Here is a 14,605-nt window from a genome sequence, read left to right on the forward strand (position 1 = left end):
TCTTAGAAGAAGTCCCCGCCGCCGAAGTCGCCACCTCCGAAGTCACTACCGCCACCGAAGTCGCCTCCGCCGTAGTCACCCCCGTAGTCGCCACCGGCGTCCCCACCCATGTCACCGCCGGAGTCGGCGACGGCATCGGCTTGACCGGCGTCGTACCCGGCCTCCCACGCCGCCGCGTCCGGGATGCCCGCCATGCCGGAGAACATCGCGTCGAACAACAGCACCGTGCCGATGCCCCACGCACCCGCGACCAACGCGGGCTTCCACCACGGCTCGCTGTACCAGCCCTGCGGCACCGGGCGACCGGCCACGCGACCACCCGGGTAGTAGTGCGGCGTTCCGCGACCGGGCATCGGCGACGCCTCGTAGGAGTGGCCTTCTACGCTGACCCTGCGGTCCTGCTCGACCCGACCCGCGCGCTGCTGCTCGGGGTCCACCGGCAGGTCGGGGCCGGGGTCCAGGCCCATGGCCAGCCGGGCGGCGCGGATGTAGTAGAGGCCTTCCATCGCCGTCTTGGTGACCAGCCGGGCCTGGTCGACGGTGTTCGCCTGCTCCATCTGCGACCCGGCGGCGGTGTAGCGCTCCGCCGCGTCGGCGATCGCCTGCCGGGACGGTTCGTCGGTGCCGGTCAGGTTCATCACCTGGCCGCCCAGGCGCTCCACCCAGCGCCGCGCCTCCGCCTTGGCGTCGTCGAGCTGCCGGGCGCGGCTGGTGGCCTGGTTGCGGACCACCACCACACCGAGGACCACTACCGCGAGGATGAGGATGACCACGACCGCGCCGCCCATAGCGCCTCCTTCGTCTTACCCCTAACAACGCGAGACGCTGCTGCCCTGGTTCCCGAGGGTTGTTCAGAACACCTCGCGGCAGGCAGGCTCCCGCTCGGCCTGCATCGCGTGCGATAGAGCCGCCGCCGCACCCGTTGTGTACTCCGTGACCAGGCCTGCCGCTGCGAGCGTGCTTAGGCGGGTGCCGCCGAGGTAGGCCGCGCCGAGGTCCCGCACATCCAGGGCGAGATCCGCGGGCGAGTCCGTCTTGGCGACAGTCATCCGGCCGTCCGCCGCGACCAGGTGCCAACGCCCGGCGTTCCAGGGGCAGAAGCTGTCCGTCACCTCGACGACAACGTCCACTGGTGCCTGGTAACCCCGTAGAGGGAGCGCGGCGGCCACATCGGTGAGGCGGATGTGCAGGCCGTGGAACTTCTTCCGAACCGCGATGCGGGTGTCGGGCAGCAACAGCACTAGAGGGTCGTCTCCGCTGCCTTCGTACTCCACGGTCGCCGCGAGGTCGATGTCGAGCAGGTACCGCCAGAGGCTGGTGAATGCCTCAGGAGTGTTGGCCACGAGTTCGTGCACGAACACAGTGCCGCGAGGCCCGTTGTCGGTCCACTCCGGCTTACCCCTATAGGCGGCATAACCGTCCGGGTGTACGGCGAACCGGAACTGCGTCTGGCCGTTCCGTACTGCCTCTGAGTCGTAGTAGTGGAACACCCAGTTGCCTTCGACCCTGGTAAGAGCACCCACTTGCTGCTCGGCGTACCGCTCATAGAGGGGCCGGATCACCGCCATGGCCTCGTCTCTGGGTATTTCGCGAATCACCGAAGGGTCAGCCGAGACGCCTGGTCGGAACGGTGACTTAGCGGCCAGCGTGTGTTGCGTCGACTCGGTGGCGACGCCGTAGCCGTACCGGCCATAGATGGCCGATTCCGACGCCCAGAGGGCGGACACCGCGGGGCTGTCCCTGGCCAGGACAGGACGCATCATCGCGGTCAGCACACCGCGCCTACGGAAATCCGGCGCTACTGCCACCGAGGTGAGTCCTGAGAAGGTCACGAGGTCGCCGCCGGGTACGCGTAGACCCCGCTCTTGCACGCGTACCCCGCCAACCTGCCGGTCATCGACGAACACGCCAAGACTCGCAGAGTCCGCGTTAAGAGCCGCGTCCCTGACCGCGATCCCCTCCTCGGCGTAGTCGGCCAGGAAAGCCGCTGCCACCAGGCGCGGGGAGGCGGCGAGTTCGTCAGGTGTCAACGAGCGCACGGTGTAGGTGTCCACGTGCCGGTTATCTACGGCAGATCGCCGCTCACCGCCAGGGGATTGCCGTTGGCGTTGCGCACCGGGCAAGCGTCGATATGGTGGGCCGATGGGGATTTCGACTGCCCGCAAGGGCGGGTCATGCGGGTAAGCGCGCCGGTCCTGGTCCGTGATGCGGGCGCCGCCGACGCCGCTGCCATCGGAGAAGTCCACGCTGAGGCGTGGCGGGTGTCGCACCGCGACCTCTTCGAGAGCCGGTGGCTCGCGGCGTTCGTCGAACGCCGCCGAGGTGCCTGGCGCGACCGCCTCGCCGCGCAACGGCCCGACGACGTCGTGCTGGTAGCGCAACGCGGCGACCGCGTCGTGGCCTTCGCCTGGTATCACGGCCATCCCGACAACCGCCACGACGCCGAACTGTGCGCGCTCTACGCACACCCGACCGCCTGGGGAACCGGCGTCGCCCAAGCCCTGGTCGACGACGTGCTCCTAGGTGCCACCGCGTACCGCAGGATCCGCCTGTGGACGTTGTTCGGCGCCACCAGGGCTCGCCGCTTCTACACCAGGGCCGGGTTCGCCGAGACCGGACTGATCCGCGAACGCGACTACGGCGACGGCAGACCCGTCCTCGAGGTCGAGTACGCCCGCCGCCCCGCTCAGGTGAAGTAGGGCGAGCCGTTCAGGCCGTGTTCCACCACGGTGCGGACGGCCTCCGGCACCGGCAGCTCCGCCAGCCGCTCGGGCTCCAGCCACGCCGCACGCGCGGTGGACAGCCGCCCGCCGACCGGGCGACCGCGGAAGCACACCGCCAGCTCCGCGCTCCACGGCTCGCTGGCGTCGTTGAACACCCCGACCAGGCCGGTGATCTCCACCCACACCCCGGTCAGCTCCTCCACCGCCCGCACCGCGGCGACCGGCAGCGACTCACCGGCGGGCTGCGGCTTGCCGGGCAGCCGGAAGCCGCCGTCCGCACGGGCCAGCAACACCAGCCCCGCGTCGTCGAGCACGCACACCCCCGCCCCGACCACGCTGCGGCGAACGGACTGGGACACGTCTAGGTCGAAATAGCCGGATTGCGACATGGCTCCTGCCTACCGAACAAGTGGTCACCGGCACCACGGGCCTTGACCCGTTCTTCGCGCGCACCGGCGAAAATCACCCGGCTGGCTGTGGCTCGCATCACACAGCCCGGCGATTCAACGGCGACGGTCGCCCATACCCGCCGAAACTTGGGCTGGGAACGTTCCCAGCTAACGAAAAGCGGCCAGGCCTGCTAAGGCCTGACCGCTGGGAGAGCGGGCGACGGGAATCGAACCCGCGTAGCTAGTTTGGAAGACTAGGGCTCTACCATTGAGCTACGCCCGCGTACGCGGCTACTGGTACCGCGCGAAAAACAGCCTAGCGGGTGCCGCTAGGCTGGGTGACACGACCCCGGGCAGTGGCGCAGCTTGGTAGCGCACCCGCTTTGGGAGCGGGGGGTCGCAGGTTCAAATCCTGTCTGCCCGACGGACGATGGGCGGCTCGTGTCCACGGAGAACGTGGACCGGGTCGCCCGTCTGTCGTTCTGGGGGGCGACCCCCCCAGACCCCCGCGGTGCGATCGGTGGCTGACCCAGCGTGGCCCCGAGGGAGCACCCAACGGGCGTGGATCGCCGTGCCCTTGGCGCAGCAGCCGGGTGGCAGGGGGAGGCGGGGGCGGGAGGTCGCTTCCCGCGGGGAGTGAGTCCGCCGTCCCCCTGCCGGGTCCGGCTAGCAGTCCCGCAGTTCCGGGGACTGGTTGAGCAGCTGCCCGCGCGGCGAGATGAACGCCCGGTACCGGTCGCTGTCGACCGCGGCGGGGGTGAACGCCGCCACCCGGTGGCAGTTCTGGAAGGCGAGCTTCACGCCGAAGTGGCGCTCCAGGCCGCCGCGGATCGAGTCCGAGGCCAGCGCGCGCAGCAGCTGCCCGCGTTCGGCCTCGCTGGGCGGCGGGACCTCGTTGTCGGCGAACCCGCTGCTGTCCACCGACGTCGCGACCGAGGAGATCACCTCCCACGCGTAAGGCAGCGAGTCGCGGACCACCGCGACGAAGTCCGCGTCGTCCACCGGGCCGGCTTCGGCGCGCGCCAACAGGTCAGCGGGCACATCGAGAGACATCCGCACCTCCAGGTCACAGGCGGCCCAACCGGGGGAGCGGGCCGCGAGTATTGCGTACCGCCTTCGTTGAACAGCGGACAAGACCCGCCACCGGAACGGCCCAGTACCGATCACCCTGCCGCCGCTTGCCCGCTGGCCACTGACCCGGTAACAGCCGGAAGCGTGAAACTCGGAGTTTTCCTCCTCGCCGCCAGGTTCCCCGGACAGACCGACACCGAAGCCCTCCACCGGACGCTTGACGTCGCGGTCGCCGCCGAACGCGTAGGGCTCGCCGACGCGTGGGTGGCCGAACACCACTTCATGCCCTATGGCACTTGCCCCGACGCGATCACCCTCGCCGCGCACCTGCTCGGCCGCACTACGCGAATCGATGTCGGTACGGCCATCAGCGTCCTCACGACAGCCCACCCGGTAGCCCTCGCCGAGCGTGCACGGCTTCTTAACGTCGTCAGCGACAACCGCTTCCGTCTAGGCGTAGGGCGAGGCGGTCCATGGATGGATCTAGAGGTCTTCGGGTCCTCTCTAGAGCGCTATCAGACAGGCATGCCCGCCGCCCTTGATCTCCTCCTCCGCGCTCTAAGAGAGTCGAAAGTGGAGGGAAACGCCGACCATCCATTTCGGCCAGTGCCCATGGTCCCGACCCCAACAGCCCCAACGACTCTCCATCTCGCCTCCACCTCCCTCGCCACAGTCGAGCTCGCTGCCGCCCAAGGCGTTCCCATGCTCCTCGGCATGCACATGACCGACGACGAGAAGCGCGCCTTCGTCGACCACTACCGAGCCTCCGGCGGGCCTATAGGCGCCGACCACATCTCCACCGTCGTGGTCCACATCGCCGACTCACGCGAGCAGGCCGTCGCTGAAGTCATGGCCACCGCGCCGGGGTGGCTGGAACAGGGCCTCGCCGCCCACGTCCGGGTCGACGGCGGGCCCGGACCGAGCCGAGATCCAGTGGCGTACGCCCGGCACCTGTGCGACCTTCACCCCATCGGCGACCCGGCCTCGTGCGCCCGACAGCTCCGCGTCTCCGCCCGCCGGTCGGGGATCGACCACCTGATCGCGTTGGTCGAGGTGACCGGCTCCACCGGGCACGCGCTGCGCACCCTCGGCGAGCTCGGCGCGCGGCAGGCCACCCCGCCGGGGCCCGACCTGGGCAAGCTCGCCTAGACTCGGGGGCTGATCCAGGCCGTCCGCGTCCGACCGGGCTGGACTTGGGAACGCCCCGAGCTGGGCAGCCCCGCCACCACCGCTAGGCACTACCGCAACTGCCGTAGTCAGTCGCACGAGGAGAACACGTTGAAAAGCACCGTCGAGCAGCTGAGCCCGACGCGGGTACGGATCAACGTCGAGGTGCCGTTCGACGAGCTCAAGCCGAACTTCGACCGCGCGTACCGCAAGCTCGCCAGCCAGGTCCGCATCCCGGGCTTCCGCCCCGGCAAGGCCCCCGCCCGCGTCATCGAGTCCCGCATCGGCCGCGCGCCGGTGCTCGACGAGGTGGTCAACGAGGCGATCCCGGCCAAGTACATGGAGGCCGTCACCGCCGGTGAGGTCAAGGCCCTCGGGCAGCCCGACATCGAGGTGACCAAGCTGGAGGACGGCGACCACCTCGCCTTCACCGCCGAGGTCGACGTCCGCCCCGACATCACCATCCCCGCCTTCGGTGAGTTCTCCGTCACCGTGGAGGACCTCGAGCTCGCCGACACCGAGGTCGACGAGCAGCTCGACGAGCTGCGCGCCCGCTTCGGCACCCTGACCGGCGCCAACCGCCCGGTCGAGGACGGCGACTTCGTCTCCATCGACCTGTCGGCCACTGTGGACGGCCAGGAGGTCGAGGACGCCAGGACCAGCGGCCTGTCCTACCAGGTCGGTTCCGGTGAGCTCATCGACGGCATCGACGAGGCCCTGCTCGGCGCCGAGACCGGCGAGACCAAGAACTTCACCACCGCGCTGGTCGCCGGGGAGTTCGCCGGTCGCGAGGCCGACGTGTCGGTCACCGTGCAGTCGGTCAAGGTCCGCGAGCTGCCCGAGGCCGACGACGAGTTCGCCCAGCTGGCCAGCGAGTTCGACACCATCGAGGAGCTGCGCACCGACCTGCGCGAGCGCCTGACCAGGGTCAAGCGCATGCAGCAGGGCGTGCAGGCCCGCGACAAGGTGCTCGACGCGCTGCTGGAGACCGTCGAGGTCCCGCTGCCGGACAAGGTCGTCGAGGCCGAGGTGTCCTCCCGCCAGCACGACGCGGTGCACCCGTTCGACCACGACGAGGCCAAGCTCAACGAGTACCTCGCCACCCAGGACAAGACCCGCGAGGACTTCGACGCCGAGGTGCGCCAGGAGTCGGAGAAGTCGGTCAAGACCCAGCTCATCCTCGACGCCATCGCCGAGGCCGAGGCGGTCCAGGTCAGCGACGCCGAGCTCACCGAGCGGATCATCTACCAGGCCCAGCGCTTCGGCATCAGCCCGGACGAGTACGTGCAGCGGGCCCAGCAGTCCGGCCAGCTCGGCGCGATCTTCGCCGACGTGCGCCGCGGCAAGGCGCTCGCCTCGGTCGTGCGCCAGGCCGAGGTCGTCGACGGCTCGGGTGCCAAGGTGGACCTCTCCGAGCTCTTCGGCGCCCCCGAGGGCGAGCAGGCCCAGGAGGCCCCCGCGGAGGAAGCCGCCGCGCGGTAGCCACCCGGACGGGTGCAGGAGCAGTGACGCTCTTAGCGAAAGTGGGCGGTGTCGGGAAGTCGGCGCCGCCCGCCTTCGTTACTGTCGGTCTAGAGATCAGTAGTGCCCAGGCAGACTTGGAGAAGGCAGGCAGACGTGACGCAGCACCTCTCGCCCCACATGCGGTCCACCGCGGGGCTAACCCTGAACGACTCGGTGTACGAGCGGCTGCTCCGTGAGCGCATCGTCTTCCTCGGTTCCGAGGTCGACGACGAGATCGCCAACCGCATCACCGCGCAGCTGCTGCTGCTCGCCGCGGAGGACCCCGAGCGCGACATCACCTTCTACATCAACTCGCCGGGTGGTTCGGTCACCGCGGGCATGGCGATCTACGACACCATGCAGCTGATCGAGCCGGACGTGGCCACCTGGGGCATGGGCCTGGCCGCCTCGATGGGCCAGTTCCTGCTCGCCTCCGGCACCCCGGGCAAGCGCTACGCGCTCCCGCACGCCCGGATCATGATGCACCAGCCCTCCGCCGGGGTGGGGGGTACCGCTTCCGACATCGCCATCCGCGCGCAGGTGTACGCGAAGTGGAAGTACGAGATGGCGCTGATCACCGCGCAGCAGACCGGGCAGACGGTGGAGAAGGTCACCGCCGACGCCGACCGCGACCGCTGGTTCACCGCGGAAGAGGCGAAGGACTACGGCTTCATCGACCACGTGGTGAGCCGCGCGGCGCGCGTCGGCTCGGCGAACTGATCCCGGCCGCGGACGCAGAGAAAACAGGAGCACCCCGTGAGTGAGATCCACGTTCCGCACCTCCCGCAGTCCCGCTACGTGCTGCCGTCCTTCGTGGAGCGCACGAGCTACGGGCCCAAGGAGTCCAACCCGTACAACAAGCTGTTCGAGGAGCGGGTCATCTTCCTCGGCGTCCAGGTCGACGACGCCTCCGCCAACGACGTGATGGCGCAGCTGATCTACCTGGAGTCCACCGACCCGGACCGCGACATCACGATGTACATCAACTCCCCGGGTGGCTCGTTCACCTCGTTGATGGCCATCTACGACACCATGCAGTACGTCCGGCCCGACATCCAGACCTTCTGCCTTGGCCAGGCCGCCTCCGCGGCCGCGGTCCTGCTGGCGGCGGGCACCAAGGGCAAGCGGTTCGCGCTGCCCAACGTCCGGGTGCTCATCCACCAGCCCTCCACCGAGGGCGTCTACGGCCAGGTCTCGGACCTGGAGATCCAGGCGGCGGAGATCCAGCGGGTCCGCGGCGCGCTGGAGACCACCCTGGCCAGGCACACCGGCAAGGACGTCGAGCAGGTGCGCATCGACATCGAGCGGGACAAGATCCTCACCGCCGACCAGGCCAAGGAGTACGGCATCATCGACGAGGTGCTGCCCTACCGGAAGCTGTCCACGCAGAGCTGAGTGGGCGAAATCCCTCGGCTGCGGCCCCGGTCGGTCGAAAAGACCCGACACGCGGGCCGTGGACGGCCTACCGTGTTCGACTAGGTTCTTCGGCACCGCAAACGCAGCAATCGGCTCGCGTCGGCGCCCGCTTCTCCCGCTCCGGCGGGGTTGGCGGGTACCGTCGAGGGCAACGGTCGCGACCGGCCCGCCTCACGCGTGGTCTTTGACCCGGGTGAGCCGGGCCCGGCCGGACCGGACACACAGCCAGGCGCACCGCCCCGGGTGCGCCGGAGGGGACAGAGGTCAGCGGTCATGGCACGTATCGGTGACGGCGGAGACCTGCTCAAGTGCTCTTTCTGCGGGAAGAGCCAGAAGCAGGTGAAGAAGCTCATCGCCGGTCCAGGCGTGTACATCTGTGATGAGTGCATCGACCTCTGCAACGAGATCATCGAGGAGGAACTCGCCGAGGCGGGCGACGTCAAACTCGACGAGCTGCCCAAACCGGCCGAGATCCACGACTTCCTCGACCAGTACGTCATCGGCCAGGACGACGCCAAGCGCTCGCTGGCCGTGGCGGTCTACAACCACTACAAGCGCATCCAGGCCGGTGACCGCGCCCGGCCGGAGGGCCGCGAGTCCCGCGAGGAGACCGTCGAGCTGGCCAAGTCCAACATCCTGATGTTGGGCCCGACCGGCTGCGGCAAGACCTACCTCGCGCAGACCCTGGCCAAGCTGCTCAACGTGCCCTTCGCCATCGCCGACGCCACCGCGCTGACCGAGGCGGGCTACGTCGGCGAGGACGTCGAGAACATCCTGCTCAAGCTGATCCAGGCCGCCGACTACGACGTCAAGCGGGCCGAGACCGGCATCATCTACATCGACGAGGTCGACAAGATCGCCCGCAAGAGCGAGAACCCGTCGATCACCCGCGACGTCTCCGGCGAGGGCGTGCAGCAGGCCCTGCTCAAGATCCTCGAGGGCACCACGGCCAGCGTCCCGCCGCAGGGCGGCCGCAAGCACCCGCACCAGGAGTTCATCCAGATCGACACGACGAACGTGCTGTTCATCGTGGCTGGCGCCTTCGCGGGCCTGGAGAAGATCATCCAGGACCGGGTCGGCAAGCGCGGCCTCGGCTTCGGCGCCGAGATCCGCTCCAAGGCGGACGTGGACGCCGCCGAGGTCTTCTCCGACACCATGCCGGAGGACCTGATCAAGTTCGGCCTGATCCCCGAGTTCATCGGCAGGCTCCCGGTCCTGGCCAGCGTGACGAACCTGGACAAGGCCTCGCTCGTGCAGATCCTCACCGAGCCCCGCAACGCCCTGGTCAAGCAGTACCAGAAACTCTTCGAAATGGACGGCGTCGAACTGGAGTTCACCGACACCGCGCTGGAGGCGGTCGCCGACCAGGCGATCCTGCGCGGCACCGGTGCCCGGGGCCTGCGCGCCATCATGGAGGAAGTCCTCCAGTCGGTCATGTACGACATCCCCAGCCGCACCGACGTGGCCAAGGTCGTCATCACCGAACAGACCGTCCGCGAGAACGTGAACCCCACGATCGTCGCCAGGCAGCCCTCCCGCCGCGAACGCCGCGAAAAGTCCGCCTGACCCGCACTCCCACAAGGCCGCCGCACCCCTCTGGGTCCGGCGGCCTTGTCGTGTCCCCCATCCACAGCCGGTCGCTGGCCAGGGCGACCAGGTCGTCCAGGCGAAACTTGTCGCCCGCATCGCCGAGTACTTCCTCGACCTCGACGCCATCGAGCGGCGCACTAGCCATCCGGTTCGCACAACGCGCCAAGGCTCGCGCCAGCCCGCGCTCCCCAGGACACATGCCGTAGTGGTCACCCCCGCCACCTAGAGGCGCTGGCGTCACCGTCATCCTCAACGAGCCCCACGCACCGCGGACCCCCACGGTCTACCCCTGGGCCGCCGCCCTTGGCGCGTGCTTGCCCAGGAAGTCCAGCACCGACGGCACTACGCCCCTATAGAACGAGTCCCCATGGCCGCCGGGGCCTGTGTAGGAGACTTCCGGTCGCGCTAGGCGGATGAACTTGCGGGTGCCTTCGATGAAGTGGTCTTCGGTGCCACACCAGATGCCGACGGGGGTTTGGCCGAGTTTGTCGACATTGCGCAGGGGGTCCAGCGATGACCATTCGACGTTGTTCTTGAAGGCGCGGCGGGTGCTCATCTCGCGCCAGGACATCAGGAGGCCGGGGGAGATGGCGGCGACGGCGTTGAGGGGGCGGCCCAGTTCGTTGCGGCGGCGGGCGTACAGCAGGGCGCCGAAGCCGCCCATGGACACGCCGGAGCAGGCGAACGGCTGTGGCGAGAGGCCGCGCTGGGTCAGCCAGCGGGGGACCTCTTCCAGCAGCATCGCCATCGAGTTGTCGCCGACGTGGTTCTCGTGCCAGTAGTTGTCGCCGCCGTCGACGGCGACGAACGCGAAGGGCGGCAGGGAGCCGTCGGCGACGCCCTTGGCCAGGGTGCGGGCCAGGCCGGTGGGGGCGGCGCGGCGGGCGTTGCCGCGCAGGCCGTGCAGGAACAGGCAGACGGGCAGGTTCCGGTCCGGTCGCTCGGTGGGCAGGATCGTGACCAGGTCGATCTCGGCGCCGCGGGCCACCGACCGCACCCGCTCGGTCCGGATGACCGGGTCCACGCCGCCCACAGCCTCGGCGAGCGCGTTGAGCACCGGCAGGGTCCCGCTGGCGGCGCCGAGGGCGATGCCTGCGGTCGTGGCACCAGCGGCACCGGCGATGAGCAGGGACCGCCTGCTCACCCGCGCCTTGCCCAGACCCGCCATGGTTCCTCCCCGAACACCGACGGACCCAGACCCCTCCTGAGTTCGTCTCCCACCTCAATCGTGTGAGACGCGCCGGACGTTTCTCGGTTCAGACACGCAGGGTCGCATTTCTCCGCGACGACCTGCTCGACTAGGCCATTGGTGTCGCCGAAGTCACTCCGCGCGACCGGAGATCCGCGATCGTGTCCGGCTGGTACCCCAACCAGGCGAGAACGTCGTCCGTGTGCTGACCGAGGGCGGGGACGGGCGCTGCTTCCCAGGTCAGACCGTCGACGGGCGGTCGCATCATCGGGGTGACCCCGCCGGGGACGGCCACCTCCGTCCACCGCTGCCGGGCCACCAGCTGCGGGTGCCGGGTCAGCTCCCCGACCGGCCGGGTCCGGGCGGCGGGGACGTCCGCGCGGTCCAGATCGGCGAGCAACTCGTCAGAGTCCACCCCATCGAAGTACGTCTGCAACTGTGCGTGGAGCTGCGTCCGGTGCTCGACCCGCCCGGCCACGGTCTCGAACCGCAGGTCCGGTGCCAGCGAGACGACCTCACACAGCCGCCGCCACTGCCCGTCGTTCTGCACCGCCAGATGCACCGCGCCGCCATCCCCGCAGGTGAACGGCCCGTACGGCGCGATCGTCGGGTGGTGCGCCCCCACCCGCTCCGGGTCCCTGCCCGTCCCGTGCGCGTAGAGGGCGGGCTGGTGCATCCACTCCGCCAGCGCCTCCATGAGCGTCAGCCGCAGCGTGGCACCCGAGCCGGTCCGCGCGCGCCCCAGCAGCGCCGCCAGGACCGCCGCGTGCAGTTGGGTCCCGGCAGAGATGTCCGCCACGGAGATCCCGGCGCGAGCCATAGAGGGGCCGTCCCCGGTCGCGGCAACGAGCCCGGTCTCTGACTGGATCAGCGCGTCGAAGGCCTTCCGATCGCTGTAAGGACCGCCATCGCCGTAAGAGGACAGTTCCGCCACGATCAGCTGCGGGTGTGCCGAACGCAGAGTGTCGGCATCCAACCCAAGCCTGCGTGCGGCAGCGGGGGACAGGTTGCACATCACTACGTCGGCCCGCGCGGCTATAGCGGTCACCACAGCAAGACCCTCAGGATGCTTAAGATCGACCGCGAGCGACTCCTTACCCACGTTCGTCCACGCGAAGTAACTCGACACGTCCCCGCAGGCGCGGTCGTAGTGCCGAGCAAAGTCGCCAGCCCCCGGCCGCTCTACCTTGATGACTCTTGCCCCAAGGTCCGCCATCAGCCGCGTTGCGTAAGGGACGGCTACCGCCTGCTCAAGACTCAGCACCACTACGCCATCGAGCGGCCTCACACGACCCGCCCGTCACCGGTATAGAGGTTCATAGTCTCGCCGCGCAGGAATCCGATCAGCGTCATCCCCTGCTCTTCGGCCAACTCGACCGCCAACGACGACGGCGCTGACACTGCGGCCAGCACAGGCACCCCTGCCATCGCGGCCTTCTGCACCAACTCGAACGAAGCCCGCCCCGACACAAGAAGCACGGTTTCGCGCAAGGGCACCAACCCCTGCTGCAGTGCCCACCCCAGCACCTTGTCGACAGCGTTGTGCCTACCAACGTCTTCACGCACTACGAGCGCCTCGCCGTCCGAAGAGAACAGTCCAGCGCCATGTAGCCCACCGGTACTACCGAACAGCTTCTGCTTCTCCCGCAACACATCAGGGAGGCCGACCAACGTCCCAACCGGAACCCGCACCTCATCGGCGGCGGGGGAGTACCGCGTCTTCAACCGAACCGCGTCCAAAGCGGCCTTACCGCACACCCCGCACGACGACGTCGTGTAGAAGTTCCGCTCAACCCCGGGGTCCGGCGGCGGCACCCCGTCCGCCAACGCGATGTCGAGCACGTTGTAGGTGTTGCGCCCTTGGTCGTCCACTCCGTCGCAGTACCGCGCGACCGCGACGTCAGCGCGATCCCCGATGACCCCCTCGGTCAACAGGAACCCGTGCGCCAACTCCACGTCGTGCCCGGGGGTCCGCATCGTGACCGCCAAGGCCCGCCCGCCGACCCGGATCTCCAGCGGCTCCTCGGCCACCAACGCGTCCGGCCTGACCCGCCGACCTTCCGGCCCGACCCGCACCACCGGCCTGCGCACCGTCACCCGTCCCATGCGCCCAGCCTAGGTCCGCGCACAGCAGAAGGGCCGCCCCCCGACGCCTGCGTTCGTCGGGGAGCGGCCCGCTCTAGGGGGTTACCGCTGAACTCTTACTGCCGCGCCCACAGGGACGGCACGTTCGGCGGCTCCCAGCCAGGCAGGGAGGTGTGTCCCTGGATGGCCCGGTAGCTGGAGCCGCCGTAGGTCACGACAGCGCCAACGGCGTAGTTGGTGTACGCGGCCCACGTGCCGCCGCCGGGGTTGCCGGAGGTGGTGGTGGTCGGGTTGCTGGTGGTCGGGTCAGGACCGCCCTGGGTCAGCAGCCGCAGGCTGTAGACCTGCAGGATCTCGTTGACCGGCTGGAAGTAGAACGTGCCGCCCTGGCTGCAGTTGCCGGAGCCACCGGAGGTGACGCCCTGCGCCTGGTTGCCCGCCAGCCACGAACCGCCCGAGTCGCCCGGCTCGGCGCACGCGCTGGTCCGGGTCAGGCCGGTCACGGTGCCCTGCGGGTAGGTGACCGAGGAGTTCTTCTGCTGGATGGTGCCGCAGCGCCAGCCCGTGGTGGAGCCGGAGCGGCAGACCGACGCGCCGACTGCGGCCTCGGTGCTGCCCGCGACCGAGACGGTGGTGTTGCCGGAGTAGCGGTTGACCAGCGGGCGCATGGTGTTGCCCGCCGCGACCCGCACCCAGCCGTAGTCGTTGCCCGGGAAGCTGGACCCGGCGACCGACCCGCTCGGGTTGGTCGTCGCGGTGCCCGCCGAGCCGCAGTGACCCGCGGTGACGAATCCGCCCTCGACCGAGAACCCGATCGAGCAGCGGCTGCCGCCGAAGCTGTAGGCGTTGCCGCCGATGACGTCGATGAACGGCCGTGGCTCCTCGGCCGTCGTCTCGAAGCGCACCGCGGCGGTGTCGATCCCGCTGGCCTTGGCCCACGCGGTCGCGGCGCCCTGGCCGCCCGCCTTGGTCAGCACCACCACTGCGTTGGTGTTGACGTCGACGTACCAGCCCGGGACGGACTTGGGCACGGCGCGGGAGTTGTCGTCCAGCTTGGCCTTGGCCGCGTCGAGCTGGGCCTGGCTGCGGCTGACGACCTTGGGGACGGCACCGAGGCCGCGCACCTGGTCAGCCTTGGAAGCGTCGGTGACCGCGACGGTCAGGGTGTTGGCACCCGCGTCCAGCCACGCGCCGCCGAAGGTGCCGCCGAGCGTGCCACGCAGGGCCTGCTCGGTCTTGGTGGCCTTGTACTCGCGGTTGAGCCGCTGCTTGGCCTGCTCGGTGGAGATCTTCAGGTCACGGGACATGGCGCTGAGGACCTCGGGCGAGGCCACATCGGCCACGGCGACAGCGGGGGCCGACTGGCCCGCGGTCGCCGAGGGGGTTAAGGCGATGGCGGTCGTGAGACCACCCGCCGTGAGTGCTGCCAGTGCGGCAGCGGTGAACTTGCGATTCATCACGCTCTCCAATTG

The 14,605-nt window shown here is 69.5% G+C and carries 14 protein-coding genes and 2 tRNA genes; 7 read left to right on the plus strand and 9 right to left on the minus strand.

Annotation, left to right across the window (positions count from 1 at the left end; translation table 11 throughout):
- Positions 1 to 2: 2 nt before the first annotated feature.
- Complete coding sequence (locus JOD54_RS13505; protein WP_204450862.1) at positions 3 to 788, minus strand: hypothetical protein; 786 nt, start codon at positions 786 to 788, stop codon at positions 3 to 5.
- Between the two features lie 63 nt (positions 789 to 851).
- Entirely contained in the window at positions 852 to 2,054 is a 1,203-nt protein-coding gene (locus JOD54_RS13510; RefSeq protein ID WP_204450863.1) for a GNAT family N-acetyltransferase, read from the minus strand.
- A 120-nt stretch (positions 2,055 to 2,174) separates the two neighbouring features.
- On the opposite strand from JOD54_RS13510, the gene JOD54_RS13515 reads away from it, so the two are divergent.
- Positions 2,175 to 2,699, plus strand: a complete 525-nt coding sequence (locus JOD54_RS13515; protein WP_204450864.1) for a GNAT family N-acetyltransferase — start codon at positions 2,175 to 2,177, stop codon at positions 2,697 to 2,699.
- Here JOD54_RS13515 and JOD54_RS13520 read toward each other — a convergent pair.
- The gene (locus JOD54_RS13520) at positions 2,687 to 3,112 is read right to left on the minus strand and encodes an NUDIX hydrolase (RefSeq protein WP_204450865.1); all 426 of its coding nucleotides are present in this window, start codon (positions 3,110 to 3,112) and stop codon (positions 2,687 to 2,689) included. The genes JOD54_RS13515 and JOD54_RS13520 overlap by 13 nt on opposite strands.
- A gap of 212 nt (positions 3,113 to 3,324) precedes the next feature.
- Positions 3,325 to 3,395, minus strand: a tRNA-Gly gene (locus tag JOD54_RS13525).
- Between the two features lie 67 nt (positions 3,396 to 3,462).
- Between JOD54_RS13525 and JOD54_RS13530 the strand changes: the two genes are divergently transcribed.
- Positions 3,463 to 3,536, plus strand: a tRNA-Pro gene (locus tag JOD54_RS13530).
- Between the two features lie 242 nt (positions 3,537 to 3,778).
- On the opposite strand, the gene JOD54_RS13535 is transcribed toward JOD54_RS13530, so the two are convergent.
- Entirely contained in the window at positions 3,779 to 4,165 is a 387-nt protein-coding gene (locus JOD54_RS13535; protein ID WP_204450866.1) for an SCO5389 family protein, read from the minus strand.
- A 162-nt stretch (positions 4,166 to 4,327) separates the two neighbouring features.
- Between JOD54_RS13535 and JOD54_RS13540 the strand changes: the two genes are divergently transcribed.
- The 5 genes from JOD54_RS13540 to clpX all read left to right on the plus strand — a co-directional run bounded on the left by JOD54_RS13540 (position 4,328) and on the right by clpX (position 9,835).
- Complete coding sequence (locus JOD54_RS13540) at positions 4,328 to 5,332, plus strand: LLM class flavin-dependent oxidoreductase (RefSeq protein ID WP_204450867.1); 1,005 nt, start codon at positions 4,328 to 4,330, stop codon at positions 5,330 to 5,332.
- A 129-nt stretch (positions 5,333 to 5,461) separates the two neighbouring features.
- A complete protein-coding gene (gene tig, locus JOD54_RS13545; protein WP_204450868.1) occupies positions 5,462 to 6,832 on the plus strand; it encodes a trigger factor in 1,371 nt (456 codons plus the stop codon).
- Positions 6,833 to 6,991: 159 nt separating this feature from the next.
- The gene (locus JOD54_RS13550; protein ID WP_204456263.1) at positions 6,992 to 7,573 is read left to right on the plus strand and encodes an ATP-dependent Clp protease proteolytic subunit; all 582 of its coding nucleotides are present in this window, start codon (positions 6,992 to 6,994) and stop codon (positions 7,571 to 7,573) included.
- A gap of 45 nt (positions 7,574 to 7,618) precedes the next feature.
- The gene (locus tag JOD54_RS13555) at positions 7,619 to 8,248 is read left to right on the plus strand and encodes an ATP-dependent Clp protease proteolytic subunit (RefSeq protein WP_372440403.1); all 630 of its coding nucleotides are present in this window, start codon (positions 7,619 to 7,621) and stop codon (positions 8,246 to 8,248) included.
- Between the two features lie 294 nt (positions 8,249 to 8,542).
- Positions 8,543 to 9,835 carry an ATP-dependent Clp protease ATP-binding subunit ClpX gene (clpX, locus tag JOD54_RS13560; protein ID WP_204450870.1) on the plus strand — a complete coding sequence of 431 codons (1,293 nt, stop codon included), beginning with the start codon at positions 8,543 to 8,545 and terminating at the stop codon, positions 9,833 to 9,835.
- 307 nt (positions 9,836 to 10,142) lie between these two features.
- Here the strand turns inward: clpX and JOD54_RS13565 are convergent, their stop codons facing one another.
- The 4 genes from JOD54_RS13565 to JOD54_RS13580 form a co-directional block, all read right to left on the minus strand.
- A complete protein-coding gene (locus JOD54_RS13565) occupies positions 10,143 to 11,027 on the minus strand; it encodes an alpha/beta hydrolase (RefSeq protein ID WP_204450871.1) in 885 nt (294 codons plus the stop codon).
- A 130-nt stretch (positions 11,028 to 11,157) separates the two neighbouring features.
- Positions 11,158 to 12,336, minus strand: a complete 1,179-nt coding sequence (locus JOD54_RS13570; protein WP_204450872.1) for a CaiB/BaiF CoA transferase family protein — start codon at positions 12,334 to 12,336, stop codon at positions 11,158 to 11,160.
- Positions 12,333 to 13,154 (minus strand): formate dehydrogenase accessory sulfurtransferase FdhD, encoded by an 822-nt coding sequence (fdhD, locus tag JOD54_RS13575; protein WP_204450873.1) that lies wholly within the window; start codon positions 13,152 to 13,154, stop codon positions 12,333 to 12,335. The genes JOD54_RS13570 and fdhD overlap by 4 nt, the downstream gene beginning before the upstream one ends.
- A gap of 95 nt (positions 13,155 to 13,249) precedes the next feature.
- On the minus strand, positions 13,250 to 14,590 hold the full coding sequence (locus JOD54_RS13580; protein ID WP_204450874.1) for an alpha-lytic protease prodomain-containing protein: 1,341 nt from the start codon (positions 14,588 to 14,590) through the stop codon (positions 13,250 to 13,252).
- Between the last annotated feature and the right edge of the window lie 15 nt (positions 14,591 to 14,605).

This window comes from Actinokineospora baliensis (genome assembly GCF_016907695.1).
Taxonomy (GTDB): Bacteria; Actinomycetota; Actinomycetes; order Mycobacteriales; family Pseudonocardiaceae; genus Actinokineospora; species Actinokineospora baliensis.

Coding starts and splice junctions, on each gene's coding strand:
- JOD54_RS13515 (WP_204450864.1), top strand. CDS start 2,175: ATGCGGGTAAGCGCGCCGGTCCTGGTCCGTGATGCGGGCGCCGCCGAC.
- JOD54_RS13550 (WP_204456263.1), top strand. CDS start 6,992: ATGCGGTCCACCGCGGGGCTAACCCTGAACGACTCGGTGTACGAGCGG.
- JOD54_RS13505 (WP_204450862.1), bottom strand. CDS start 788: ATGGGCGGCGCGGTCGTGGTCATCCTCATCCTCGCGGTAGTGGTCCTC.
- JOD54_RS13520 (WP_204450865.1), bottom strand. CDS start 3,112: ATGTCGCAATCCGGCTATTTCGACCTAGACGTGTCCCAGTCCGTTCGC.
- JOD54_RS13535 (WP_204450866.1), bottom strand. CDS start 4,165: ATGTCTCTCGATGTGCCCGCTGACCTGTTGGCGCGCGCCGAAGCCGGC.
- clpX (WP_204450870.1), top strand. CDS start 8,543: ATGGCACGTATCGGTGACGGCGGAGACCTGCTCAAGTGCTCTTTCTGC.
- JOD54_RS13580 (WP_204450874.1), bottom strand. CDS start 14,590: ATGAATCGCAAGTTCACCGCTGCCGCACTGGCAGCACTCACGGCGGGT.
- fdhD (WP_204450873.1), bottom strand. CDS start 13,154: ATGGGACGGGTGACGGTGCGCAGGCCGGTGGTGCGGGTCGGGCCGGAA.
- JOD54_RS13565 (WP_204450871.1), bottom strand. CDS start 11,027: ATGGCGGGTCTGGGCAAGGCGCGGGTGAGCAGGCGGTCCCTGCTCATC.